Annotated in this window: 21 protein-coding genes and 1 tRNA gene; 12 read left to right on the top strand and 10 right to left on the bottom strand. The window is 52.4% G+C overall.

Going from position 1 to position 23,785, the window contains the following annotated elements; genetic code table 11:
• The first annotated feature begins 147 nt into the window (after nt 1–147).
• Both NCG89_RS08200 and NCG89_RS08195 read left to right on the top strand, forming a co-directional pair.
• Complete coding sequence (locus NCG89_RS08200; RefSeq protein ID WP_251089262.1) at nt 148–1,797, top strand: site-specific integrase; 1,650 nt, start codon at nt 148–150, stop codon at nt 1,795–1,797.
• Nucleotides 1,798–2,347: 550 nt separating this feature from the next.
• Nucleotides 2,348–2,959, top strand: a complete 612-nt coding sequence (locus NCG89_RS08195) for a hypothetical protein (protein WP_251089261.1) — start codon at nt 2,348–2,350, stop codon at nt 2,957–2,959.
• Between the two features lie 49 nt (nt 2,960–3,008).
• On the opposite strand, the gene NCG89_RS08190 is transcribed toward NCG89_RS08195, so the two are convergent.
• The 3 genes from NCG89_RS08190 to NCG89_RS08180 all read right to left on the bottom strand — a co-directional run bounded on the left by NCG89_RS08190 (nt 3,009) and on the right by NCG89_RS08180 (nt 5,716).
• On the bottom strand, nt 3,009–3,527 hold the full coding sequence (locus tag NCG89_RS08190) for a hypothetical protein (RefSeq protein ID WP_251089260.1): 519 nt from the start codon (nt 3,525–3,527) through the stop codon (nt 3,009–3,011).
• Nucleotides 3,528–3,752: 225 nt separating this feature from the next.
• Nucleotides 3,753–5,087 (bottom strand): N-6 DNA methylase, encoded by a 1,335-nt coding sequence (locus tag NCG89_RS08185; RefSeq protein WP_251089259.1) that lies wholly within the window; start codon nt 5,085–5,087, stop codon nt 3,753–3,755.
• Nucleotides 5,084–5,716, bottom strand: coding sequence for a restriction endonuclease subunit S (locus tag NCG89_RS08180; protein WP_251089258.1), 633 nt, complete (start codon nt 5,714–5,716; stop codon nt 5,084–5,086). The genes NCG89_RS08185 and NCG89_RS08180 overlap by 4 nt, the downstream gene beginning before the upstream one ends.
• A 140-nt stretch (nt 5,717–5,856) precedes the next feature.
• Here NCG89_RS08180 and NCG89_RS08175 point away from each other — a divergent pair, with 140 nt between their 5' ends.
• The 6 genes from NCG89_RS08175 (at nt 5,857) to NCG89_RS08150 (ending at nt 14,443) form a co-directional block, all read left to right on the top strand.
• Entirely contained in the window at nt 5,857–7,596 is a 1,740-nt protein-coding gene (locus NCG89_RS08175; protein WP_251089257.1) for a type I restriction-modification system subunit M, read from the top strand.
• On the top strand, nt 7,589–8,833 hold the full coding sequence (locus NCG89_RS08170) for a restriction endonuclease subunit S (RefSeq protein ID WP_251089256.1): 1,245 nt from the start codon (nt 7,589–7,591) through the stop codon (nt 8,831–8,833). The genes NCG89_RS08175 and NCG89_RS08170 overlap by 8 nt, the downstream gene beginning before the upstream one ends.
• Before the next feature lie 20 nt (nt 8,834–8,853).
• Complete coding sequence (locus NCG89_RS08165; protein WP_251089255.1) at nt 8,854–11,940, top strand: type I restriction endonuclease subunit R; 3,087 nt, start codon at nt 8,854–8,856, stop codon at nt 11,938–11,940.
• Nucleotides 11,937–12,653, top strand: coding sequence for a M48 family metallopeptidase (locus NCG89_RS08160; protein ID WP_251089254.1), 717 nt, complete (start codon nt 11,937–11,939; stop codon nt 12,651–12,653). The genes NCG89_RS08165 and NCG89_RS08160 overlap by 4 nt, the downstream gene beginning before the upstream one ends.
• Nucleotides 12,654–12,677: 24 nt before the next feature.
• The gene (locus NCG89_RS08155) at nt 12,678–13,727 is read left to right on the top strand and encodes a hypothetical protein (RefSeq protein WP_251089253.1); all 1,050 of its coding nucleotides are present in this window, start codon (nt 12,678–12,680) and stop codon (nt 13,725–13,727) included.
• A gap of 161 nt (nt 13,728–13,888) precedes the next feature.
• The gene (locus tag NCG89_RS08150) at nt 13,889–14,443 is read left to right on the top strand and encodes a tyrosine-type recombinase/integrase (RefSeq protein ID WP_251089252.1); all 555 of its coding nucleotides are present in this window, start codon (nt 13,889–13,891) and stop codon (nt 14,441–14,443) included.
• A 130-nt stretch (nt 14,444–14,573) separates the two neighbouring features.
• Here the strand turns inward: NCG89_RS08150 and NCG89_RS08145 are convergent.
• The 4 genes from NCG89_RS08145 to NCG89_RS08130 all read right to left on the bottom strand — a co-directional run bounded on the left by NCG89_RS08145 (nt 14,574) and on the right by NCG89_RS08130 (nt 16,466).
• Nucleotides 14,574–14,649 (bottom strand) — tRNA-Phe (locus NCG89_RS08145).
• 85 nt (nt 14,650–14,734) lie between these two features.
• On the bottom strand, nt 14,735–15,007 hold the full coding sequence (locus NCG89_RS08140; protein WP_251089251.1) for an oxidative damage protection protein: 273 nt from the start codon (nt 15,005–15,007) through the stop codon (nt 14,735–14,737).
• Nucleotides 15,004–16,074, bottom strand: a complete 1,071-nt coding sequence (gene mutY / locus NCG89_RS08135) for an A/G-specific adenine glycosylase (RefSeq protein WP_251089250.1) — start codon at nt 16,072–16,074, stop codon at nt 15,004–15,006. The genes NCG89_RS08140 and mutY overlap by 4 nt, the downstream gene beginning before the upstream one ends.
• Nucleotides 16,071–16,466: an acetyl-CoA sensor PanZ family protein gene (locus tag NCG89_RS08130; RefSeq protein WP_251089249.1), complete on the bottom strand. Its 396-nt coding sequence runs from the start codon at nt 16,464–16,466 to the stop codon at nt 16,071–16,073. The genes mutY and NCG89_RS08130 overlap by 4 nt, the downstream gene beginning before the upstream one ends.
• An 80-nt stretch (nt 16,467–16,546) precedes the next feature.
• Here NCG89_RS08130 and hisB point away from each other — a divergent pair, with 80 nt between their 5' ends.
• Genes hisB through hisF form a run of 4 tightly spaced genes read left to right on the top strand, consistent with a single transcriptional unit; the run spans nt 16,547 to nt 19,372 of the window.
• The gene (gene hisB / locus NCG89_RS08125; RefSeq protein WP_251089365.1) at nt 16,547–17,140 is read left to right on the top strand and encodes an imidazoleglycerol-phosphate dehydratase HisB; all 594 of its coding nucleotides are present in this window, start codon (nt 16,547–16,549) and stop codon (nt 17,138–17,140) included.
• A gap of 8 nt (nt 17,141–17,148) precedes the next feature.
• Nucleotides 17,149–17,817, top strand: coding sequence for an imidazole glycerol phosphate synthase subunit HisH (hisH, locus tag NCG89_RS08120; protein WP_251089248.1), 669 nt, complete (start codon nt 17,149–17,151; stop codon nt 17,815–17,817).
• Nucleotides 17,818–17,839: 22 nt separating this feature from the next.
• On the top strand, nt 17,840–18,574 hold the full coding sequence (gene hisA / locus NCG89_RS08115) for a 1-(5-phosphoribosyl)-5-[(5-phosphoribosylamino)methylideneamino]imidazole-4-carboxamide isomerase (RefSeq protein ID WP_251089247.1): 735 nt from the start codon (nt 17,840–17,842) through the stop codon (nt 18,572–18,574).
• A 21-nt stretch (nt 18,575–18,595) separates the two neighbouring features.
• Nucleotides 18,596–19,372 (top strand): imidazole glycerol phosphate synthase subunit HisF, encoded by a 777-nt coding sequence (gene hisF / locus NCG89_RS08110; protein ID WP_251089246.1) that lies wholly within the window; start codon nt 18,596–18,598, stop codon nt 19,370–19,372.
• Between the two features lie 33 nt (nt 19,373–19,405).
• Here hisF and NCG89_RS08105 read toward each other — a convergent pair whose 3' ends face one another.
• The 3 genes from NCG89_RS08105 to gpmM all read right to left on the bottom strand — a co-directional run bounded on the left by NCG89_RS08105 (nt 19,406) and on the right by gpmM (nt 23,611).
• Nucleotides 19,406–20,761 (bottom strand): S41 family peptidase, encoded by a 1,356-nt coding sequence (locus tag NCG89_RS08105; protein WP_251089245.1) that lies wholly within the window; start codon nt 20,759–20,761, stop codon nt 19,406–19,408.
• A 99-nt stretch (nt 20,762–20,860) separates the two neighbouring features.
• The gene (locus NCG89_RS08100; RefSeq protein WP_251089244.1) at nt 20,861–22,003 is read right to left on the bottom strand and encodes a murein hydrolase activator EnvC family protein; all 1,143 of its coding nucleotides are present in this window, start codon (nt 22,001–22,003) and stop codon (nt 20,861–20,863) included.
• 39 nt (nt 22,004–22,042) lie between these two features.
• Complete coding sequence (gene gpmM / locus NCG89_RS08095) at nt 22,043–23,611, bottom strand: 2,3-bisphosphoglycerate-independent phosphoglycerate mutase (RefSeq protein WP_251089243.1); 1,569 nt, start codon at nt 23,609–23,611, stop codon at nt 22,043–22,045.
• Nucleotides 23,612–23,785: the final 174 nt, after the last annotated feature.

Below are 23,785 nucleotides of genomic sequence, written 5' to 3'. Positions count from 1 at the left end.
TGGCAACAGCAGCGGGTTCAGCTGGCGTTGATCTGTTGCAAAGAAGGGGAAATTAAGTGGTGCCCAGAGGCGGAATGTACCCACAGTAGTTGTAGGCCATTGAAATTGCATAAATAACCTGTAAGAGACTGAAATTACGGAGTTATTATGCCATTTACTGTTACACAAGCTGCTACACAGCAGAAGAGAAGTACCCACCAAAACGCAAGTTATCTGCACCAAAGAAAGTCGTCCCCATACTGGTATGTCCGCAAGCGAATACCTGACTCTTTGATTGGTCACCCGAGTTTGCTTACAAAATGCGGCAAGGCGCGGAAGGAGCTGACGCAATCAACAGGTAAGCTGGTTAAGCGCGAGGCTGCGGTAGTTGCATCAGAAATTCTAGATCGCTGGGAGGCGGAATTCCTTGCTCTTTCAGGCCGCTCACCTGATCCCATTGCAGATGTTCGATCTTCATCCTCTGAGCTCGTGGAACAGTTTGATTTCTCCTTTGCGGGTAAAAACTCGTCCGTTGTCAGCGAGTTGTTTGAGTATGCGGTTGGAATTGCACAAATACTGTACAAAGTTCGCAGAGGACTGGGCCATGAAATCGGGCAAAGCTACATCATGAAAAACCTGGGTTCGCTAACCCTGGAAGAAGTGGACGACCTCAATAATCCGATAACTGAAGAAATGCTACAGCAGAACTTTATTGAAAAAGCCTGTGAGGTATTGGGGAGTTCGGCTCGTGCTCGTCAGTTTGGTCACGTGATATTTCAACGTGCAATTGCGGCTGAAAATAGTGCATTAGAAGGAATTTCCCTGAGCACGGTGCTGGATTCATATCTGAAGCTTCGTGAAGAGAAAGGCGCGAGAAAATCGGCACTAAGTGATGTTCGGCGGGTGACGGAGCTATTTGCAAAATCTTGCCTGCCTAACGGTATGAGAACTGCTCAACATATCGTGAGTAAAGAAAATGTTAGAGAATTTGTAAGGGTAGCTCAAGCCGAGTGGCCGAATTACACCACTTGTACCAACAATATATCGGCATTACATACAGTGTTTGATCACGGCATCGTCCACTTCGATGTTCCAGGCAATAATCCGTTCAAAAAGGCTAAATCGCTGGTTCCTAGGCCGAAGGACGGGTTGAGGAAAGCTCATAAAAATCGAGCTTACGAAGAGCTGGAGCTGACGAAGATGCTACCGAGCTTGGCCAGATTTAGCGAGAAGGCGCGCTCCTATGATGCTCAAATGGTTTTTGGCTGCGCAGTGCTTGCTCTGTACTCCGGGATGCGAATAGAGGAAATCTGCCAGCTAAAAAAAAGCGACATCAAATTTGTCGATGGTATTGAAGTTATCAGTTTGCCCCATTCTAAATCTTCGGCGGGAATCAGAGATATACCATTAAATCGCGGCTGCCGAGAAGCTGTCTCATATTTCAAGACTTTACCCCGAATTGAAGGAGATGCGTATCTGGTGCCAAACCTGAATGAATTTGATGGTCGGCGTTCCAAGAAAGTTTCTGACTACTTTGGGCGCTGGAAAAAGAGCTTCTTTGACGGAGATAGCCACAAACGGGAGTGTACCTTCCATAGTTTTAGGAGCACCGTGATAACGGCGCTCGACCGTGCGGAGGTCAGTAATGAGAATATCTCACTTCTGGTGGGTCATGAAGATGGTCGTGGGACCCTTGCCAAAAGAACATACTCGGCAGGTCGAACCATTAAATCCTTGGTCGAGCCAGCTTCCCGCATGGACCATGGTGACGACCTATTTAAGCTTGCCCAAGAGCTGCTTGAGAAGCTGAAAGTTTAAACCTTCGATGATTTGCTCTGAGTGCCTTTGAGTGCTCTCAGGGCTTCTCGCTCCTCCCTGAATAGGTTTCTTACCTGACTGGCCTGCCAATGATCTCGGTCAGTCAGGGTTTTAACCCGGTAAGGCGAATGCGTCAGATGGGAGGCTATGGCGTTGAGGCTCATACAGCCCACCAGGATAACGCCATTAGGCGGCTGCCCCCCAGAGCATCCCCCCCCATCGCCGTGATAATCACAAAAATCGGGGCAAACTGACTTCAACACCTCGACCTTCTTCAGCTCTCTCTTTTTCGCCTTACAGCTCTTAGCTGCCAATGTCGCCGGTTGCGTATTCCTTTTCAATTTAACCATGTGAAACGGGGGCTCTACGGATTTTAACCCCCTAATAATAAATAAACTCATGCAGCCGCGAAAGTATGGCTGGCCTGATGACGTTGAGTTACTTAGAGGCTAAGGACAGAGACTGATTTCTGGTTAAAAAACAACCTATTTTGCGTGCCATAGGGTGGCAGCGTTGAGTTAACTATTGTCTATTGATAAGGAGGGACAATATGAATCTTAGAAACATGAAGTGTGATCTGAAGAAAACTTGTGATGATCAATTTTTAACCACCGATCCAGTTCGGAATGAATATATCAAGTGGCTGCAGTCCATCGATTGCAAATACCATTTAACAATTACCTTCGGTTATGGCTTGTCCGAATCCAAGAGCAGAGAGCTACTCGATAGGCTGATCCACTATTTAAACTTGAGGATTTATCGGAAACGATACTCACAATCCCGGCAAGAATTTTTAGAAGGGGTGGCAGTGATGGAAGATTCCAAGGGGATGGATACAGTTCATTTCCACATTCTATTCAAAGATCAGCCGCATCTTCCGGCTGCGGATGAATTTCGGGGAAAAGTGGCTAAGGAGATTGAAGCCTGTAATCGACATAGCGATTCAAGAATTCAACATTTCGAGCTCCAAGAAACCTATCTCTCGCCCTATACCAGTCTGGAAGCGTATCTAACCAAGGTGTTTGAGCAAGCGTCGTATGACAAGAAACCTGGTGATCGCTTTGGCCTCTTGGGGCCAGATGGCGTCAGTTTCGGGGAGAGAACCATAACGAGTATGGGCATGCATAGCCACGGAGCTTTCCGTAACTATTCTGCCCGTTAGTATCCCAAGTGTTAGACCTTCTTCCTGATACTGGGCTTGCTAGTGCCAATCAGAAGTTGTCTCTATCCCATATTGAATATTGGCGTTTGTAATTGGTAGTCAGAATCTCCACGTCACAATGCAACGCTTTGAAATACTCAATATTTCGTAGGAGATCGCTGCCGTCAAACATCAAAATCATCAATTTAAGCTTGCCGGGGAGATTTTCGTCAGCATCTTTCATGCTGGCCAGGAGGTTTTCATGGCATGCAGTTAAGTCGACCCCTTCCCATTCGCCAAGCCAAATCCGCGTCACTCTGTCGCGGTCGGGCTCGATATCAAGCATTTTTTTGCGCAGATGCTCTCCAACGGGGTTCTCTTCCATATGCAGGGTTGCAGCCATCAAGAGGCCGTCTGCGAATATTGTTGAGCTGTCCCGAGGCAACCAGACATATCTGCGTCCTCGGTATGACCCCATCCATGCGGGCCTACTGCCTTCAAGGAAATCTAATGATCCGTATCCCTCGCACATTCCTCCATCATTGGGGTGCGCTTTACCTACCAAAATTTGTGCTGAAACTGTCGCCATTTAAAATCCTCCTTTTCTTCGTATTTCCCCATCCAAGGGTCGAAGTGGGTAGTCGCTGCTTCTTGGCGACGAGTAATCTGATCGTCAACTAAGGCTAGATTCTACCGGTTTAGAACATACGCGATGCTTTTCTCGTGTCGTGTCGTGTCGTGTCGTGTCGTGTCGTGTCGTGTCGCGTCGTGTCGCAAAGCAGAGCGGTACGAGCGCGAGATAGCACGCGAAAATTCAGCGCCCGGTGTCGTTGAAGCTACCGGGAAGATCATTCTTCTGGTGTTTCCTTACTAATGTAGTGAGAGTTTTTTGTGCTCGATTGGCCGTGTCTGCTGCTGCCTCTAGTTTTCGAAGCGCCCTGTCAACGCTGCTTTTTGTTTTTGCTGGACGGCGCAGGTAGTAGCTCGGATTGAGGTTGGTCCGGCGACACTCATCATTAATGATCTCTTCGACCGAAATGCACTTGTTGATGCAGTACGGTCTACTAGGGTGGCGAAGAATTTCTTCTGTTTCTTGCCTAAGTATGTCCAATTCATATCGGACAGCGCTGCTGTCGTCGGCGAAAGTAACGGTACTGGCTTTTTTGGTATTGGGTTTGCGCAGTACTACCAGGGCTTTGTCGCTTTCGCCTTGCAGATCGGAATTCAGGGCACTCACCGAGACAATGCTGCCTGCAAGAACCAGCGCTCGTCTCACTTGGGCATCGTATCCGCCCCTGTAAAGCCAGCCACAAGGCACAATTAGGTAGGCATGCCCATCAGGTTTTAGTTGTCTCAGCGTGTGCTGAATCCACAGTGAGAGGCCTGCAGTACTTGGTAGCTGTCCCTGCCTGGGTGCTACAAAGAATGGAAATTGACTGTTCAACTTTAGAATGAGCTTTTCTTCCAGTTTTGCTCTGGCCGGTGGTTCGGTCACGATCAAGTCGAATGCATTTTCGTCTCGCAGAGTGCAATTCTCGCCGGAGGTAGAGGGCTGGCATGCCTCAAGCAGGTAGTCGCAGTGTAGGAACGAAGATTTGTCCCCTTCTGCAATCAGTAGCCAATGACTTATTAATCCTACTGTCGGGTTAGGGTCATTCAGAGTGATGCTTGTCCGCTCAAAGTGGTCGAATTTAAAGGTAAGGCCGCAATTGCTATCCAACAAAGCTATGCCGGTGAGGTCTCCAAGCTTCGATTGCAAGTAGCGATGGTAGGCGAGCTTTAGTTCAGGTCTTTTGTAGGCGTGCACGGCGTATTCAGAGCGCGTAGCCGCAGCAAAATCGGCCACGAGCCCCCTGTGTCGGACCACCTCCGCTGCTATGCCAAGTATCGCCTCCAAAGGCAGCTTATCGAGGTCAGCGAAGTGCCAGGGCCGCTTAGGCTCTGCAATTTGTAGCTGCAGCAGCTCCCTTGCTAACGTCTGCCTGCATAATACGGGGGTATTGCGATGGGCTAGGATAAGCTTCAGCAGTTGAGGGTGTTCCGCAGCTAAAGCCAGTATGAATGAAATGGTCGAGAAAAAATCATCCGGCTTTAGCTGCCCTTTGCAGTCACTTTGAAGGGCGAGCAGGCGCCGCTGGGCAAAAGTCATGTGTCACTACCATCCCAAATTAGATCGAAAATCAACTGAGATGCCGTCTTGTATTGTTGCTCCGCGAGGGCCATTGTGGCGTCAACCGCGTCGGTTCGCGCTCTAGCTAGCTCAACAACGGCCTGCTGCTGCGTCTTGCTAAGTGAGGGGACAGTCAGTCTTTTTAGGTCCGATGCTCGCAGACTGGGTATCCGGCTGCCGACGACTAGACCCATTTGGCGAAGAGATTCGCCAGAATTGAATAACTCTGCAAGAAAGCAGCTATTCAGTCCCGGCTCGCGGGGACGAATCACCACTAAATTGGCTCCAGGAAGCAATTGCTGGTTCGCAACCTGAGGGCCAATTACTACCGCTCGGATGCGGCCTCTCGCCGATAAGACGACATCTCCAGCGCAAACGATAAAGCGGCTAATATCACTCTTTTTCAACCAGACAGGTAATAACTCATCGGACAACAGGTCAAGCTGCTCAGCAATCGCATTGGCAGTAATTAGCTTCGCTTTTGGCGCATCTTCGAGCGGCGATTTAGAGTAGTGACTCAAAGTCGCCCCCATGAAAATATCGGCTAGGTCGCTAAGCTTCTGATCTCTTTGCTGCCGGGTCGGGCTTTGTCGGGGCTCTGAGGACATACTCAATAATCGTAAATGATTTACGATTTACAGTAGTGTTGTAATGAGGTAATGTCAACAGCCAGCTCGCTGGTAGCAATTAACTGTCGAAATTGGTTAGCTGTGGCAAAGAATTCAACGAATAAAAGGACTTACACTCAGTGAGTAACTCTCTCACCCTGCAACAACTCGAATCCTTCCTGTGGGAAGCCGCAGACATCCTCAGGGGCAACATGGATGCCTCTGAGTACAAAGATTACATCTTCGGTATGATGTTTCTAAAGCGACTCTCCGACGCCTTTGAGGAAGCCAAGGAAGGGGTGGTCCAGTATTACATCGGCAAGGGCAAGACCGAAGCCCAAGCCCGTGAGCTTGCCGACGACGAAGACGAATACGACAAGACTTTCTACATTCCCCCGGTATCCCGCTGGGACGCCATCAAAGACCTGAAGCACGATATCGGTGCTGAACTGAACAAAGCGACCGAAGCCATCGAAGAATACAACGCCTCATTGGAAGGCGTGTTGGTATCCATCGACTTCAACATCAAGAACAAGCTGTCAGACAAGAAGCTGCGCGACCTGTTGAGCCACTTCAGTCGCCACCGTCTGCGCAATGAAGACTTCGAACGTCCTGACCTGTTGGGCACCGCCTATGAATACCTGATCAAGATGTTTGCGGATTCAGCGGGTAAGAAGGGCGGTGAGTTCTATACCCCGTCTGAAGTGGTACAGCTACTGGTGTCCTTACTGAAACCCCATGCGGGTATGCGTATTTACGACCCCACAGCGGGTTCTGGCGGTATGTTGGTGCAAACCCGCAACTACCTTGCCCGCAACGGTGAAAACCCGTCTAACCTGTCCCTGTTCGGTCAGGAAATGAATTTGAACACTTGGGCGATTTGTAAGATGAATATGTTCTTACATGGTGTCTACAGTGCCGACATAGCCAAGGGCGATACCCTGCGGGAACCCCAGCACACCCAAGGTGGTGAGTTGATGACCTTCGACCGGGTAATTGCCAATCCGCCCTTCAGCCTGAAGAAGTGGGGTAAGGAAGAAGCGGATGCCGACAACTATGGTCGCTTCCCCTACGGTACACCCCCGAAAGACGCCGGTGACCTTGCTTTCGTGCAGCACATGATTGCCAGCCTGAACGCCGAAGGCATGATGGGGGTCGTTATGCCCCATGGTGTGCTGTTCCGGGGTTCCAGTGAGAAGGAAATTCGTAAGGGAATACTCAATGATGACCTGTTGGAAGCCGTCATCGGTCTACCGTCAGCCCTGTTCTACGGTACTGGTATTCCCGCTTGTCTATTGATCATCAACAAGAACAAACCGGCTGACCGCAAAGGCAAGGTGTTGTTCATCAACGGCGAACTGGAATTTGAAGAAGGCAAAAATCAGAACAAGCTTCGCCCACAGGACATTGAAAAGATCGTTCAGACCTTTGATGCTCCTTTCGATAGTGGGAAAGCCGAAATCAAACGGTACTCAAAGGTGGTGACCTTGGCGGACATTGCCGACAACGACTACAACCTGAATATTCGTCGTTATGCCGATACCAGTCCACCCCCGGAAATCTTCGATGTTCGGGCGATACTGCATGGCGGCATTCCCGTGCGCGAAGTGGAAAGTGAGTATATTCGGGAAGAAATACTGGAAGACTTTGATGTCAGTACGGTCTTTGTGAAGCGGGATGCTGACTACTTTGAATTCAGACCTGAAATTGATTCCAAGGAAGCCATTCGGGAAGTCGTGGGTGATGTGGACGCCAAGGTCATCACCCAGCTTGAGCGGTGGTGGGACAAATACCGGGTGTCGTTGAAAGAACTGGATTCACAAGTGGTAGAAGCTGAAGAAGTGATGAAGGGTTATCTGACGGAGCTGGGTTATGAGTAATCCAATTCCTGAAGGGTGGTCTTTATCGAAAATTGGTGATTTTGCTACTGAAATAAAAAGTAAAAATTCGGACTTGAAGCCAATGCCGGTACTGTCTGTCACGAAGTATAAAGGGTTTGTCTTGTCCCTTGATTACTTTAAGAAGCAGGTTTTTAGTCGCGACACCAATACTTATAAAATCGTAAAGAAAGGACAATTTGCCTACGCGACTATTCATCTAGATGAAGGGTCGCTTGGCTTATTGGATGCTGTTGAAGAAGGGCAAGTGTCCCCTATGTACACAGTATTTAAGACTAAAGGGATCGATAAGACCTATCTATTCAATTTGCTAAAGTCCGATGATTTCATGAGATTGTATCCAGCCCTTGGGCAGGGATCGATTAATAGAAGGGCATCGATTCCTTTCAAAGTTTTGGCAGACGTTGATTTCGCTTGTCCCCCACTTCCCGAACAAGAAAAAATCGCTGCCATCCTGTCCACCGTCGATGATGTGATCGAAAAGACCCGCGCACAGATCGACAAGCTGAAAGACCTTAAAACAGGGATGATGCAAGAGTTGTTGACCAAAGGGATTGGGCACACTGAATTCAAGGATTCGCCAGTAGGGCGGATACCGGTGGGGTGGGATGTGAAGCCATGCAGTCAGATTTGTTCAAAAATCACCGATGGTGAACATCTTTCACCAAATTATTGTGATAGTGAATTTCCAATATTGTCGGCTAAAGATGTTCGAGAATATGGAGTTGATATTAGCGGGGCAAAGTACGTATCGAAAAATGATTTTGAGAAAATGTTGAAGCGATGTAATCCTGAATATCAGGACGTATTGATTGTTAGTCGTGGTGCGACAATCGGAAAAACAACGCTCAATATTTCTAGAGTGAAGTTCGCATTGATGGGTAGCGTTATATTGCTTAAGCCCAATGAAAAATGTTTTGGTGGTTTTCTCGCCCTTTACATTGCGTTGCCAAGTGTGCAGCAGAATATGTTGCAGTTATCAGGTTCATCGGCGCAACAAGCGATTTATCTGAAAGATATCAAAGATATGCTGACGCCAGTCCCGCCAATGGACGAACAGCTAAAAATTGCTACTGCAATTGATTCTATAGATAGGAGAATTCAGGCATCTAATAAGAAATATATTGAATTGGGATTGCTGAAAAAAGCCCTAATGCAAGACCTGTTAACCGGCAAAGTCCGGGTCAATGTCGATAATAAGGAGTCAGCAGTAGCCTGATTTCGGGCGCTGCCAATACGATGTTTCAGGACGAACTCGACAAAGTAGAACAACCCGCCGTAGACCAGCTAATCACGCTTGGCTGGGACTACATACCCGGTGCCCAGCTGTCGCCCGACAATTCAAGCGAACGTGCGTACTACCGTGATGTGCTGCTGGTTAATCGTCTTGAAGCTGCCCTTCGTAAACTCAACTCATGGATCAGTGAAGAAAATCTTCGCAAGGTCATGCGGGAAATTACCCACCCGAATTATGCCGGGTTAATGGAGTACAATCACGCCATCTATCAGATGATGGTGAACTACCTGTCGGTCGAACAGGACTTGGGTAAAGGTCGCAAAGGGCAGACCGTCAAGATCATCGATTTCGAAAATTCCGCCAATAATGACTTTCTGTGCACAAGCCAGTTCAAGATTGAGAATAACGGCAAGAACATCATCCCCGATATACTGTGCTTTGTGAACGGCATTCCCCTGGCAGTGATCGAATGCAAATCACCTTATGTGGCGGATGCCATTGGTGAAGGCATCAACCAGCTGCGCCGCTATGCCAATCTACGGTACCCAGAAGAACATGAAGGGGCTGAAAAGCTGTTCTGGTACAACCAACTGATGGTCAGTACCTGTCGGGATCAAGCCAAGGTCGGCACGATCAGTTCCAGCGCCCAGCATTATGGTGACTGGAAAGACGCCTATCCGTTCACTGATGCTGAAATTTGCGACAGACCAAAGTACGAAGTGCGGGAAATGGCATCACCAGTTTGCTACGAAGGTGAAGTCAGTGTTGCCACTCCCGTGACAGCCCAACAGCGACTGATTGCCGGGATGTTCAGTCCCGCTAACTTCCTAGACCTGATTCAGAACTTCACTATCTTTGAGGCGGTCGATGGTCGTTTGATCAAGAAGGTTGCGCGGTACCAGCAATACCGGGCGGTGAATAAGGTCATAGAACGGCTTAAAACGGGCGTAGACCGCAAAGAAAAGTCCGGGGTCGTATGGCACACCCAAGGTTCAGGAAAGTCCCTGACGATGGTTATGCTGGCGATGAAGATGCGCCGTGACCCTGAACTGAAGCAATACAAGTTGGTGTTCGTCACCGACCGTACCCAATTGGATACACAGTTATCGGCAACCTTCGGTAATGCCCAAAGTGAGACGATCTACAACGCGAAATCCGTAGCTTCCCTGAAAGAACTACTCAGCAAAGATTCGTCTGACATCGTGACCGCCATGGTGCAAAAATTTCAGGATGCGGAAGCTGAAGGCGACTTCAAAGACCTGAACCCCAGCGACAAGATCATTGTGATGGCAGATGAAGCCCACAGAACCCAGTTCGGGAATCTGGCGGCAACGATCAATGCAGCTTTGCCCAATGCCCCCAAGATCGGTTTCACCGGTACACCGTTGTTAAAGACCCAGAAGATGGATCAGGCATTCGGTGGCTATATCGACCAGTACAAGATCAATGAAGCTGTCGAAGATGGGGCAACTGTTCGTATCATTTACGAAGGGCGTCAGGTACAGACTGATGTAGTCGGTGATTCACTGGATGCCCTGTTTGAAGAATACTTCAAGGACTACAGCCCGGAAGAAAAGAAAGAAATTAAACAGAAGTACGGCGTTGAACGGGCAGTGCGTGAAGCACCCAACCGGATACGCTGGGTCTGTATTGATCTGCTGAACCACTACCGTGAACACATTCAGCCCAATGGCTTTAAGGGCATGATCGTGGTCGGTAGCCGTTATGCCGCCACCTTGTACAAGAAAACACTAGATGAACTGGGTGCACCACCGTCTGAAGTGATCATTAGTGGTAAGCATAACGATGAACCGATCTATGCACCTTATACCAATAGCGCCGACCACAAGCGGATTATCAACAACTTCACCAAGCCACTGGGCTCTGGTGTAGGTGACGACAAAGAGAAAACAGACCCGACTGCCTTCCTGATTGTAAAGGATATGCTACTCACGGGATTTGACGCGCCGATTGCGCAAGTCATGTATATCGACCGCAGTCTGAAAGACCATACGTTGATGCAAGCCATTGCGCGGGTGAACCGAACGTGCTCTTCACCTAATGGGAAAGGGGTAAAGCAGGCAGGATTCGTCGTGGACTACTACGGTCTGTCAGATCACCTGACAGAAGCCCTAGATATGTTCAGCAGTGACGATGTTGAAGGTACTTATCATTCCCTGAAAGACGAAATACCCAAGCTGAAAGCCGCCCATACCAATGTGGCGAAAATCTTCAGCACCGTAAAGGGTGACGACATCGATGATTATGTCCTGTTCCTGAAAAACGAAGATACCCGACAACAATTCGAACTGGCGTATAAGAAGTTCGCCAAGCAGATGGATGTGATTCTCCCTGATGTGGCGGCGAAGCCATTCGTGCCTGACCTGAAATTTTGGGGCAAGGTGCAGAGTGCAGCCCGAAACCGCTACCGTGATCCTGGGCTGAATATCAGTGATGCCGGTGAAAAGGTACGGAAGTTGGTCGAAGACCATATCATCAGCACTGGGGTAGACCCCAAGATTCCCCCGGTTGACCTGATGGCGGCAAACTTCAAGGAAGAAATAGATCAGATCAAATCACCCGAATCCCGTGCCAGTGAAATTGAAAGTGCTATCAAGCACCACATCACGGTCAACCTTGAAGAAGACCCTGAATTCTATAAATCGTTGAGTCTTCGCCTACGGGAAATCATTGAACAGACCAATGGCAAATGGGAGCAGCAATTGGAATTGCTGTTGAACTTGGTCTCCAGCATCGAAGGTGAGCATCAAAAAGCGGCTGACGATCTCGGGCTGACCAAGACCGAATTGGCCTTCTACAACATCCTGATGAAGGAAGTGACACAGCATAGCGATGATGGTGTGCTAACCGATGAAATACACGAAGAAGTCAAAGCGACCAGCCAGTCACTTGTGCAGACCTTCGACGAAGCGACCCGGATAGTAGATTTCTTCGCCAAGCCTGACGAAGTAAAGCGGATGAAGAAGGAAATCAAACGGGCGATATTGGATTGCTCCTACGGTGACAAAGCGATTGTGGCGGTTGTGCAAGACCGGTTCATGGAACTAGCAAAGACTAAGTTCAGATGATGGTTGCCATTAAGCCAGAATACCGGGAAGCCAACGGCTTTATCGCCGAAGTCATTCGGACTGAACGCCGAAAGACGGCAGACATCCGTGTAGAAGATGGTGCAGTGTCGGTGGTAGTTCCTGGTGATCTACCCGTCGAGCGTATCGATTCACTACTGAAGGAAAAGCGTAAGTGGATCAAGGAAAAAATCGCTCTGCATCGACAGGCCCAACCCACCAGTGAAAAGCAGTTTGTGTCTGGTGAAGCCTTCCCCTACCTGGGGCGCAACTATCGTTTAAAGGTCGAGAAAGGCCCATTTCAGCCTGTGAGGCTGATTAATGGCCGACTGGTAGCTACGGTGCCCGAAGGCAAAGAACAGCCCCATATGATCCGTAATGCCCTGGTGCGGTGGTACAAACGCCAGGCTGAAGTGAAGATAGTCGAAAAAGTAGAGCGCTATTCTGCGGCGGTAGGCGTGGAGCCAGCAGGGGTGGGCATCAAATCCTTCAAATCTCGCTGGGGAAGTTGTACCGCGAAGGGGCGGCTCGAATTCAACTGGCGGATAATGATGGCACCGAATCGTTGCGTAGACTACGTGGTAGTCCACGAGCTATGTCATTTGAAGCGGCACGATCACTCGGCTGAGTTTTGGGAAGAGGTTGGGCGGATTTTGCCCAGCTATGAAAAAAGCAAGGAGTGGCTTAGAGACAATGGAATTCATCTTCTTTTTTAGTTGTCGCACCCACAAAGTGGTGATGTGGCATTGAGACATTTACGCCGAATACTTCTAGTTCTTTCGCTGCTAGCCTCGACCGGAATGTGGGCCGCTTATGCCCTTGAATACACTAGCATTTATGTTGGAAAGCAGCTTGCGCTAGTAGCTGTCTGGTGGGAGCGATCCGAGGAGCTCCTGCGTTCAGAAATTTGGCTGGCTATCGAGGAGGACCGGCTCGACGATGCCGCGACCCTTATTGAGATGAACAGGGGCTATGGCTACCCACATAACAACGAGTGGGATGCAGAGGTTGCTCGAAGATCAACTTTTTTCTATGCGGCGAAAAGGGCGCCAGAGGACATCTATCGTGGCCTTGCCTATGGCGAAATGGAAAACGCTGTTTCCACCTCGGTAGCCATCACGAGTGACTTTTTTGTTATCGGTGATTTTCGTGATCTTGCCAACCAGGCTTATCAGGTCTCTCAAGGAGAGGAGTTGGATAAGCTTGTCACTGGGTTGGCTGCCATTGGTATCGTAACGACCTTCGGCACGCCAATAGTCGATGGCGGCGTTTCCCTGGCCAAAGCTGCAGCCAGGCAAACAGCTAAGCAGTCGGCAGGGTTTAGACGGCTATTATCAAGCAAGGTGACGAGCGCTGTTGATTTCGCTGAGCTGAAAAGAGTTTTAAAAGGCTCTGAGTTTTCTCCATCAGGAATGGAAAGGCTTTCCCATGGTATTAAGAGGGCCCTGCACTTCGAGAGGGTCTCGGACTTTTTCAGCGATTTGGGGGTTATCGTAAGAAACTCGGGCGGGGTGCAGAATTCGTTGTTTTTGGTGAAGAAGGTATCAGACGCGGATTCTTTGAAAGCTGTAAAACGCGCTTCAGCTGGACTAGGCGACAAGACGGCATTAATGGTCAGGCTTGGTGGTGAACGCGTAATTAAGGTATTTGGGCGATTATTTCAAAAGCTTCTCTGGCTAATTGGCGCAATTTTGGGGTCGCTACTCAGTATTTTGCAGATATTGATATTAATTGTGCTTGGGCGATGGAGCGGCGGTGGTGGCGCAAAAATTTCTGCGGCAACCAATTGAACCTCATGCTTCCTCTCCACTAATTCTCTGTGAAATTTAATGCCTATTCCGCAAAATATAGTTTTGTGGAATAGAAATCGCCCGTAATTGTTGGCTGTGACGATACCTGCTACAATTTAATCCACATTTTATTAATTTAATTGATAAAAAGAGGAATAGATATGGCGGCAGTTGATGCAGTGAAGACCCTGGATGAGGTACGCGATGTTGCTCGCCTGCTCAAAAAGCATCGTGGCGAAATTTATTCCGATTTATGGGTGTTTGGAGTCAATGTTGCTCTGCGCATATCTGACCTTTTGCCGCTGACGATGGAGCAGGCCAAATCTGGAATGTTGGAGTTGCAGGAGGGGAAGACTGGAAAGTTGAGAAAAATCACCCTCAACGATACTGCCAAGGCAATTGTTAACAAACGGATTGTCGCCAACCCTGATCACATCTACCTTTTTCAGGTCGACAGTAACCGGGCAAGGAATAAACCTCTCAGCCGCTCGGCAGTTTCAAAGGCCTTCGCTGAGGTAGGTGAGATTCTCGATATTCAGTTGGGCACCCACAGCATGCGCAAGACTTTGGGCTGGGTGATGCATTCCCAAGGCGCCAGTATCGAGCGAGTTTGCAAGGTCTTAAATCACTCTCATCCGGCAGTAACCATGAGGTATATCGGGCTGACAGATGCTGATACTCAAGCCGCTTACAGTGAGTTTGAAATAAGGATTTAGCGGGGTGTTTATGGCAAAATTGCGGGGCTAAAATTTAGCAGAAATTGCCACACATTTTATGCAATTCAGTGCTACACATTTGCTGGCAGCTATCACATATCTTCTTGATTTTAAGGTGCTTTTTGATTAGTGGTGCCCAGAGGCGGAATCGAACCACCGACACGAGGATTTTCAATCCACTGCTCTACCGACTGAGCTATCTGGGCACAAGATGCGAAGCCGATCGGCTGCGCAAGAGGCGCGTATTAAACCTGTTCCAAAACGGCGAGTCAAGCCTTTGAAAGCAAAGTGCTATTTGCTGGGGGGAACGTACCCCTCGGCTTGCTCAAAGTCTTCTCCGGCGAGGAATTTTTCCATTTCCTGTTGGAGGAATTTGCGAGCGCCCGGGTCCATCATGCTGAGCTGCTTTTCGTTGATGAGCATGGTTTGGTGGGCCTGCCATTCGGTCCAGGCTTTTTTGGACACGTTTTCGAAGATGTCTTGCCCCTTGGCGCCGGGGTAGGGGGGCTTGTCCAGGCCTTCCAGGTCTTGCTGATATTTTTTGCAGAATACGGTGCGGGTCATGAGTCGGTTTCCCTTAACAGGTCTGGCTGTAATGCGATGCCCAGCAATTTCTTCACTGGGGCGGCCAGGCCGATTTTCTGTTGCGGATGCCCGTTATACCAAAGCTGTTGGCTGCCTTCCATGACCGCATTGGGGGCGGCCGTCAGGCGGACGTGCACCGGATGAATATCGAGGTGGAAGTGGCTAAAGGTGTGGCGCAGGGGCGCCCATTGCTGAATGTTGTGGGTGCCGGGCCATTTCTCGTTGAGATAGTCGGTAAGGGATTCGTTGGTGGTAATCTCTGGCAGGCTCCACAAACCTCCCCATATTCCCTGGCTGGGGCGCTGCTCCAGCAGGATTTCCCCATCCGGGTTTTCCAGCAACAGCATAATGGTGCTGCGCTCGGGGATGGCTTTCTTTGGCTTTTTGCCGGGAAATTCTGCCTGCGTTGATTGGGCATTAGCCTGGCAGTCGGCCGAAACGGGGCAGTGTTCGCAACTCGGTTTGCTGCGGGTGCACAGGGTGGCGCCCAAATCCATGATGGCCTGGGTGTAGTCGGCGACCCGTTGGTGGGGGGTGAGCTCCTCGGCCAAATCCCAGAGCGAGTTTTCCACTTCCTTGAGGCCGGGCCAGCCGGGCAGGGCGGCGTGTCGCGTCAGCACCCGTTTAACATTGCCGTCGAGAATGGGGGCGCGTCCGCCGCAGGCAATGCTGAAAATGGCACCGGCGGTAGACCGGCCAACCCCCGGAAGAGCTTGAATGTCGTCCAGAGTGGCGGGAAAGCGTCCGCGGTATTCGGCGGCGATGACATGGGCGGCCTTGTGCAGATTGCGAGCCCGGGCGTAATAGCCTAGCCCGGTCCACAGTGCCAGCACCTCATCGGTGGATGCGGCCGCCAGTGCCTCGACATTCGGAAAGCGCGCCATAAAGCGCTCGTAATAGGGAATGACTGTGGTGACCTGGGTTTGCTGAAGCATAATTTCCGACACCCACACCCGGTAGGGGTTGATGTCTTGTTGCCAGGGCAGGTCTTTGCGGCCGTGCTGGTCAAACCAGCTCAGCAAGCGATCGCTGAAACTCGGCTTCACGCAGGGCGGTGCCAGCGCCAAATGGCGCCCTGAGAGTGAAAGCCAATTTCGGCAAACAGGTCACTGAGCTCCGGGGCGCTGGCCAGGTTAGCGGAAATCGAGCTGATCTCCGGGGGCAGCGCTTTGAGGGTTTGAATCAGTAGCTGACGCGCAGCGCCCCGGCGCCGGGTAATCGCCCGCACAGTCAGCCTGGCCATTTCGTAGTCGCCGCTGTGGATTGGTGTCAGGGTGAGGGCGGCAATCAGGCGACCGTTGAAGCGGCCCGCGACGAGTTGCAGTTTGCCCTGCTGGGCTTTTTGCAGGAGGCCGGAGATGTCCTCTGGGTAGAGTAGGCTCAGGTCGTGACGATCCTGATCTTGGCAATCTTGAATGAATTCGGCGTAAACGGGCATCGTTTCTGGTCTGCTTGATGTAATGCGGGTCGGGATTTTTTATAATGCGCTATTGTAAGCAATTTCCCCTTGAGGCGTCGATGAACGAGCGCAAGGCGACGGTCAGTCGCAACACCCTCGAAACCCAGATTACGGTAAGCGTCAATCTTGATGGCACCGGCAAGTCCCAGTTTGAGACCGGTATTCCCTTTCTTGATCACATGATGGATCAAATTGCCCGCCACGGCATGATCGATCTGGATATCAACGCGGTTGGCGATTTGCACATCGACGACCACCACACCGTTGAAGATATTGGCATCACCCTCGGCCAGGCCTTTGCCGAGGCGGTGGGCGACAAAAAAGGTATTGCTCGCTACGGCCACGCCTATGTGCCGCTGGACGAGGCATTGTCACGGGTGGTAATCGACTTCTCAGGCCGCCCCGGCCTTGAGTATCACGTGCCCTACACTCGCGCCAGCGTGGGTGGTTTTGATGTCGATTTGTTCTCTGAGTTCTTTCACGGCTTTGTCAATCACGCCAAGGCCACGCTGCACATCGATAATTTGCGCGGGGTGAATACTCACCACCAGGCTGAAACCGTGTTCAAGGCGTTTGGCCGGGCGCTGCGAATGGCGCTGACGGTGGATGAGCGTATGGCGGGCATCATGCCCTCCACCAAAGGCTGTCTGTAGAGGTTCGAATGGCAAAAGCATCTGTTGCCGTTATCGATTACGGTATGGGCAACCTTCACTCCGTGGCCAGTGCCCTGGAAAAGGTCGGTGATGGCGTCAAGGTGATGGTCACCGACTGCCCAGACACTATTCTGGGTGCCGACCGGGTGATCTTCCCCGGTGTGGGGGCCATCCGCGATTGCATGGCGGAAATCAAGGCGCGCGACCTGGACGAAGTGATTCAGGAAGTGGCAGCGCAAAAGCCCCTGCTGGGTATCTGCGTGGGAATGCAGGCGATGATGGAATCCAGCGAAGAAAATGGCGGTGTTGAGTGTCTGGACATTTTGCCTGGCGCGGTGAAGTTCTTTGGCAAGCACTTGGTGGATAGCCAGGGTGAACGGCTGAAAGTCCCCCATATGGGCTGGAACAATGTGCATCAGCTGGATGCCGCCCACCCCCTATGGAAGAACATCGCCAACGACGGGCGCTTCTACTTTGTTCACAGCTACTATATTGATGCGCCGGAGTTTGTCGCGGCTACCTGTGAATACGGCTTGCAGTTCCATGCCGCGCTGAGCTGCGACAACGTGTTTGCCGTGCAATTTCACCCGGAGAAAAGTGGCGACCACGGCCTGCAATTACTACGCAATTTTCTCGACTGGGATCGGCCCCAGGCGTTTTTCCCGGTATCCGAGTAAGTTTTCAGATTAGGTTTTCATTATGTTGATTATTCCCGCGATTGACCTTAAGGACGGCGCCTGTGTGCGTCTGCGCCAGGGCGAAATGGACGATGCCACCGTGTATGGCAGTGATCCTGTCGAAATGGCTGCCCGCTGGGTAGCCCAGGGCGCCCGCCGCCTGCATTTGGTTGATCTGAACGGTGCGTTTGACGGCAAACCTGTTAACGGCGAGGCGGTGATGGCGATTGCCAAGGCCTACCCGGAGCTGCCTATTCAAATTGGTGGCGGTATCCGCAGCCTGAAAACCATCGAGCAATATCTCGAAGCTGGCGTGAATTACGTCATCATCGGCACCAAAGCCGTTAAAGAGCCTGAGTTTGTCACCGAGGCGTGCCGCGAATTTCCCGGTGCAGTGATTGTCGGGCTCGATGCCAAAAATGGTCTGGTGGCCACTGACGGCTGGGCAGAGGTTTCCTCCATTCAGGCCACTGAACTGGCCAAGCGATTTGAGCAGGATGGCGTTAGCTCGATTGTTTACACCGACATTAGTCGTGACGGCATGATGCAAGGGGTGAATATCGAGGCCACCGTGGCCATGGCCCAGGCCAGCGGTTTGAAGGTAATTGCCTCCGGTGGGGTAACTAATATGGACGATATTCGCGGCTTAAAAGCTGTGGCAGAGGCAGGGATTTTGGGCGCCATCACCGGCCGCGCCATCTATGAGGGTGAGCTCGATCTGCAGGAAGCTCAGGCTTTCTGCGATGGCGCTCTCTGAGGCAGCGGGGGAGCAGCACAAATGGGTTTGGCCAAACGAATTATCCCCTGCCTGGATGTAGACAAGGGGCGAGTAGTCAAAGGCGTTAATTTTGTTGGTATCCGCGATGCGGGTGACCCGGTTGAGGTGGCCAAGCGTTACAACGAGCAGGGCGCTGACGAAATTACCTTTCTCGACATTACCGCGACCTATGAGGGGCGAGAGACCACCGTTCACACCGTTGAGCAGATCGCTGCTGAGGTGTTTATTCCCTTGACCGTTGGCGGCGGCATTCGCGAGATCAAGGATATCCGCACCATGCTGAACGCCGGTGCTGACAAGGTCGCCATCAACTCGGCGGCGATTACCAACCCGGACTTTGTCAGAGAAGCCGCTGAACGCTTTGGTTCCCAGTGTATTGTGATTGCCATTGACGCCAAGCGTGTGGATGACAACCCGGATGGCAGCCCTCGGTGGGAGATTTTCACCCACGGCGGCCGCAAGCCCACCGGCATTAACGCGGTGGAATGGGCGGTAAAAATGGTGGCTAACGGTGCTGGCGAGGTGCTGTTGACCAGCATGGATGGCGACGGCACCAAGAAAGGCTATGACCTGGCCTTGACCCGGGCAATTGCCGAGGCGGTATCCGTGCCCGTTATTGCCTCAGGCGGGGTCGGTAACCTGGACCACCTGGTGGATGGTATCCTCGAGGGTAAAGCTGACGCGGTGTTGGCTGCCAGCATCTTCCATTTTGCTGAATACAGCGTGCCCCAGGCCAAAGCCTATATGGCCGAGCGGGGCATTGAAGTCCGTCTTTGAGTGGCTGCGAGGGCAGTGGCCCTCGCGCTGAACTTACTCTGCGGCCATAGGCGCGTCTTGAAGAGCCGCCTTGGCTTTGTTCATAAAGTGAAGCCCTTTCAAGAGATTCAGTGCTTCATAAAGCTGGTTGTCTTCTGCGGCCAGGCTGTTGCTGCGCTCTTTTGCAAAGCGGGTGACCCCGCTACTCTCTTCACCATCGTCCCTGCCCAAATGCCCGGCCAGATCGGCCTCGGTGACCTGCTTGCCTGCTTGCAGGGTTTCGACTTTTGCGCGCTCGACATAAATGTCAGGGACAATACCCTGGGCTTGGATGGAGCGTCCGCTCGGGGTGTAGTAACGGGCGGTGGTCAGCTTGATCGCGCTGTTTTCAGATAGTGGTAATACGGTTTGTACTGAGCCCTTGCCGAAACTTTGGGTACCCATAATGACTGCGCGGCGGTGATCTTGTAGCGCGCCGGCGACAATTTCGGATGCGGACGCGGAGCCGCCGTTAATAAGAACCACCATCGGCGTGGTGTCAGCGGGCTCGCGTTGGCCTGCCATAAAACGGCTATAGGCATTCGGCAGCCGACCTTCTGTGTAAACAATCAGCCCTTCGTCCATAAACAGGTCGACCACCTGGACGGAGGCTTGCAGCAAGCCGCCGGGGTTGTTGCGCAGATCCAGCACCAGGCCTTCCAGCGGTTCCGCGCGCGCTTTCAGTTTGGCCAGCTCTTTACGCAGGTCGGTGCCCGTGCGGTTCTGGAATTGGGAGATGCGGATATAGCCGTAGCCGGGCTCGAGCAGCTCGCTGCGGACGCTGGCGACGGTAATAATGTCGCGCTTCAATTCCACTTCAAAGGGCGCATTCGTGCCGCTGCGCAGAATGGTCAGGGTGACCTTGCTGCCTTTGGGGCCGCGCATCAGGGTGACCGCTTCCTGCAGGCTCAAGCCTTTTACCGGCTTGTTATCGATTTGAATGATCAGGTCTCCAGGCTGGATGCCGGCCTTTTGGGCGGGGGTGTCATCGATCGGAGCGACCACTTTGACAAAGCCATTCTCCTGACCAACCTCAATACCCAGGCCACCAAACTCGCCGGTGGTATGGCTTTGCAGGTCGGCAAAGGATTCTTCGTCCAGGTAATCCGAGTGGGGGTCCAAGCCACTGAGCATGCCGCGAATGGCATTTTCCAGCAGGGTCTCGTCGTCCACCTCTTCCACATAGCTTTGGCGAATCTGGTTAAACACATCCGCGAAATTACGCAGGGACTGCAGTGGGAGCCTGCCCTCAGATACCTGCTGCTGTTCGTTGGCCTCTGTGGGGCTTTCGTCCTGGGCAAGGGCGGTCAGTGGCAGTGCCAAGCTGAAAATGGCGGCTGCAAGGAGGCCTATGTGACGAGATTCCCGCATGAATATGTTCCCGATATTGAAAAAATAGCCGTCATTGTAGCTCGCTTTGGCTAGGAATGCCGCCGCAGGCAAGCGCTTCAAGTCGCTTATCAGCACCGCTTATCGACACCAGGGGCTGGGGTTAATCGGCCGTCCTTTCTGGCGAATTTCAAAATAGAGACCTGCCTGGCGTTTGCCGCCGCTATTGCCGAGGGTGGCAATGGCATCGCCACCCTTGACCCAGTCGCCCTCCTGGCGGAGCAGGCTTTGGTTGTGGCCGTAAAGACTGAGGTAACCGCCGCCGTGGTCGAGAATGATCAGCAGGCCGGTGCCGCGCAACCAGTCGGCAAACACCACGCGGCCGTTGTGAATGGCCCTGACTGCCTCGCCTTCCCGGCCGGCAATCTGTACGCCCTGCCAAGTGACGGCGCTGCCCTGGCGAGAGGCGCCGTAGCGGTTCAGGTGTTTGCCGGGAACTGGCCAGCGCAGTTTGCCGCGCATTTTGGCAAAGGGTTCGTTACTGGCAGGAATGGCAATATCGGCCACATTGATATCTTCATCGAGCCGCTGCAGCACTTGCTCCAGGGCTTTGCGCTCGTCGGCCATGGACTTTAATGAACCCTGCTGACGGCTCAGTTCCTTATCCAGTTTGGCGATCTGCTCTTTGCGCTCGCGCTGCTGCTTCGCCATTGCGTTGCGCTGCTGTTCAAGGGTTTCGCGGGTTTCCAGCAGCGCGTCCTGCTCGCTCACAATTGCGGGCACCAGCGACTCGAGTTCTTGCAGGGTGTCACGGTATTGGGCCAGCTTTTCGCCTCTAGCCTGATTGAAATATTCGTAGTAGGTGAGGTTGCGGGTGAGCGTGTCGGGGCTTTGTTGATTGAGCAGCATCTTCAGCGGTGTTTCCTGGTTCAGCGTATAGGCTTCGCGAACCTGCTCGGCAATGCGATTTTTCTGGCGTTGTTGCTGAGCCTGTAATTCTGTCTGCCGGCTGCGCAAGGTCTGCAGCTTGCGCTCTTGTTGCGCCAGTTGCTGCTCCGTTTTGCGCAGCGTTGCGGCCAGGGTGCCGATTTCTGTCTCAATGTGCTGCAGCTTTTTAGCGGCGCGACTTCGGTCTCCCTGAGTGTCTTTGATATCGTCCTTGAGCTGGGAGATTTTGGTATTCAGCGCATCGATTTGCTGGCGTGTTTTGGTGTCGTCGGCCCGGCCTGCCGGGCTGGCCAGCACGCTGCAGACGAACAGAGCAAGCAAAGCGGGTTGGCGCAAAATACCTGCGCTCCTTCTGGTGTAATGGTCGGGGCGGCGTTAGCGGCTGGTCACCAGGTTTTCGCCGGTCATTTCTGGCGGCTGGGGCAGTCCCATCAATGCCAGCATGGTGGGGGCAATGTCCGCCAGGCGGCCGCCGCTGGCCTTGAGGCTGACGTTCCGGTCACCCACATAGACTAGCGGTACCAGCTCCGTGGTGTGTTGGGTGTGGGCCTGACCGGCATCGTAGTCCTGCATCTGTTCACAGTTGCCGTGATCGGCGGTGATCAAACATTGTCCGCCCACTTCCAGCACCGCTTCGGTGACCCGCTTCAGGCAGCCGTCCAGCGCTTCGACCGCCTTTACTGCCGCATCGAATACCCCGGTATGGCCGACCATGTCGCCATTGGCGTAATTGCAGATGATGGTATCGAAGGTGCCGCTGCGGATGGCAGCGACCAGTTCGTCGGTCACCTGCGGAGCACTCATCTCCGGCTTGAGGTCGTAGGTGGCAACGTCGGGAGAGGGGATCAGCTTGCGCTCTTCGCCTTCGTAAAGGGCCTCGCGACCGCCGCTAAAGAAGAAGGTCACGTGGGCATACTTTTCCGTTTCGGCAATGCGCAGCTGGGTTTTACCGGCTTTTTCCATCAGCTCGCCATAACTGTTGCTGATGTTGTCTGGCTGATAGGCCACCAGGGCATCGATGTCATCGGCGTATTGGGTGGTCATCACGTAGCTGGACAGGGCGGGGCGTGGGCCTCTGTCAAAGCCGTCGAAGTCCTTGTCGACGAAGGCTCTGGTAATTTCGCGGGCGCGATCGGCGCGGAAGTTCATGAAGATGACGGCGTCGCCATCGCTGATGGTGGCGGCCTCCTGGCCTTCAGCGGCGATCACGGTTGCGCTGACAAACTCGTCATTTTCGTCCCTGCCATAAGCGGCATCGAGGGCAGCGCTGGCATTGTCGAAACGGTACTCAGCGGCGCCGTTGCGCAGCAGATTGTAGGCTTTTTGTACCCGGTCCCAGCGGTTATCCCGGTCCATGGCATAGTATCGGCCCACCATGGAGGCCAGGCGGCCACAGTCGAGCTCGGCAAACTTGGCATCGACTTTTTCCAGTGAGGCTTTGGCGCTGCGCGGCGGCGTATCGCGACCATCCAGGAAGGCGTGCAGATACACCTTCTTTGCGCCGCGTTTGGCGGCAAGTTCGATCATTGCCACCATGTGGTCTTCGTGGCTATGAACTCCGCCGGGTGATAGCAGGCCAAGAATGTGTACCGCTTTGTCTGAGGCCACCGCCTGATCAACGGCGTCGGTGTAGGCGGCGTTGTTGAAGAAATCGCCGTCGGCAATTTCTTTGTCGATCCGGGTAATGCTCTGATAGATGATGCGGCCGGCACCGAGGCTCATGTGGCCCACTTCCGAATTGCCCATTTGCCCGTCGGGCAGGCCCACGTCCAGCCCGGAACCTGAAATCAGGGTGCGGGGCGCCGACTGCCACAGCGCGTCCCAGGTTGGGGTGGCGGCGTGGAAAATCGCGTTATCCTCTGGCGCTTCCCGATAGCCAAAGCCATCCAGAATGATGAGCACAACGGGTTTTTTCGCGGGGGATTGGGCTTGAGAGTCAGTCATCGGGCTTTTTTTGAGTCACGTTTTGGAATGTGGATTTAAGGTCTTGAAATCGTCAGACAGGCCCCCCATTGTAACTTCTCCAACCAGTCGAGGCTATGTGAGCGGGTGAGAAATGCGGGTGGCCGGTGTATACTCGCGCTTTTGTCTGTCCGGCGCTCAGGCTGGAGTAATCGA

This window comes from Spongiibacter taiwanensis (assembly GCF_023702635.1).
Classification (GTDB): domain Bacteria; phylum Pseudomonadota; class Gammaproteobacteria; order Pseudomonadales; family Spongiibacteraceae; genus Spongiibacter; species Spongiibacter taiwanensis.
Note: the sequence above shows the minus strand (reverse complement) of the source record. Positions and strands in the feature narration are given on the sequence as shown.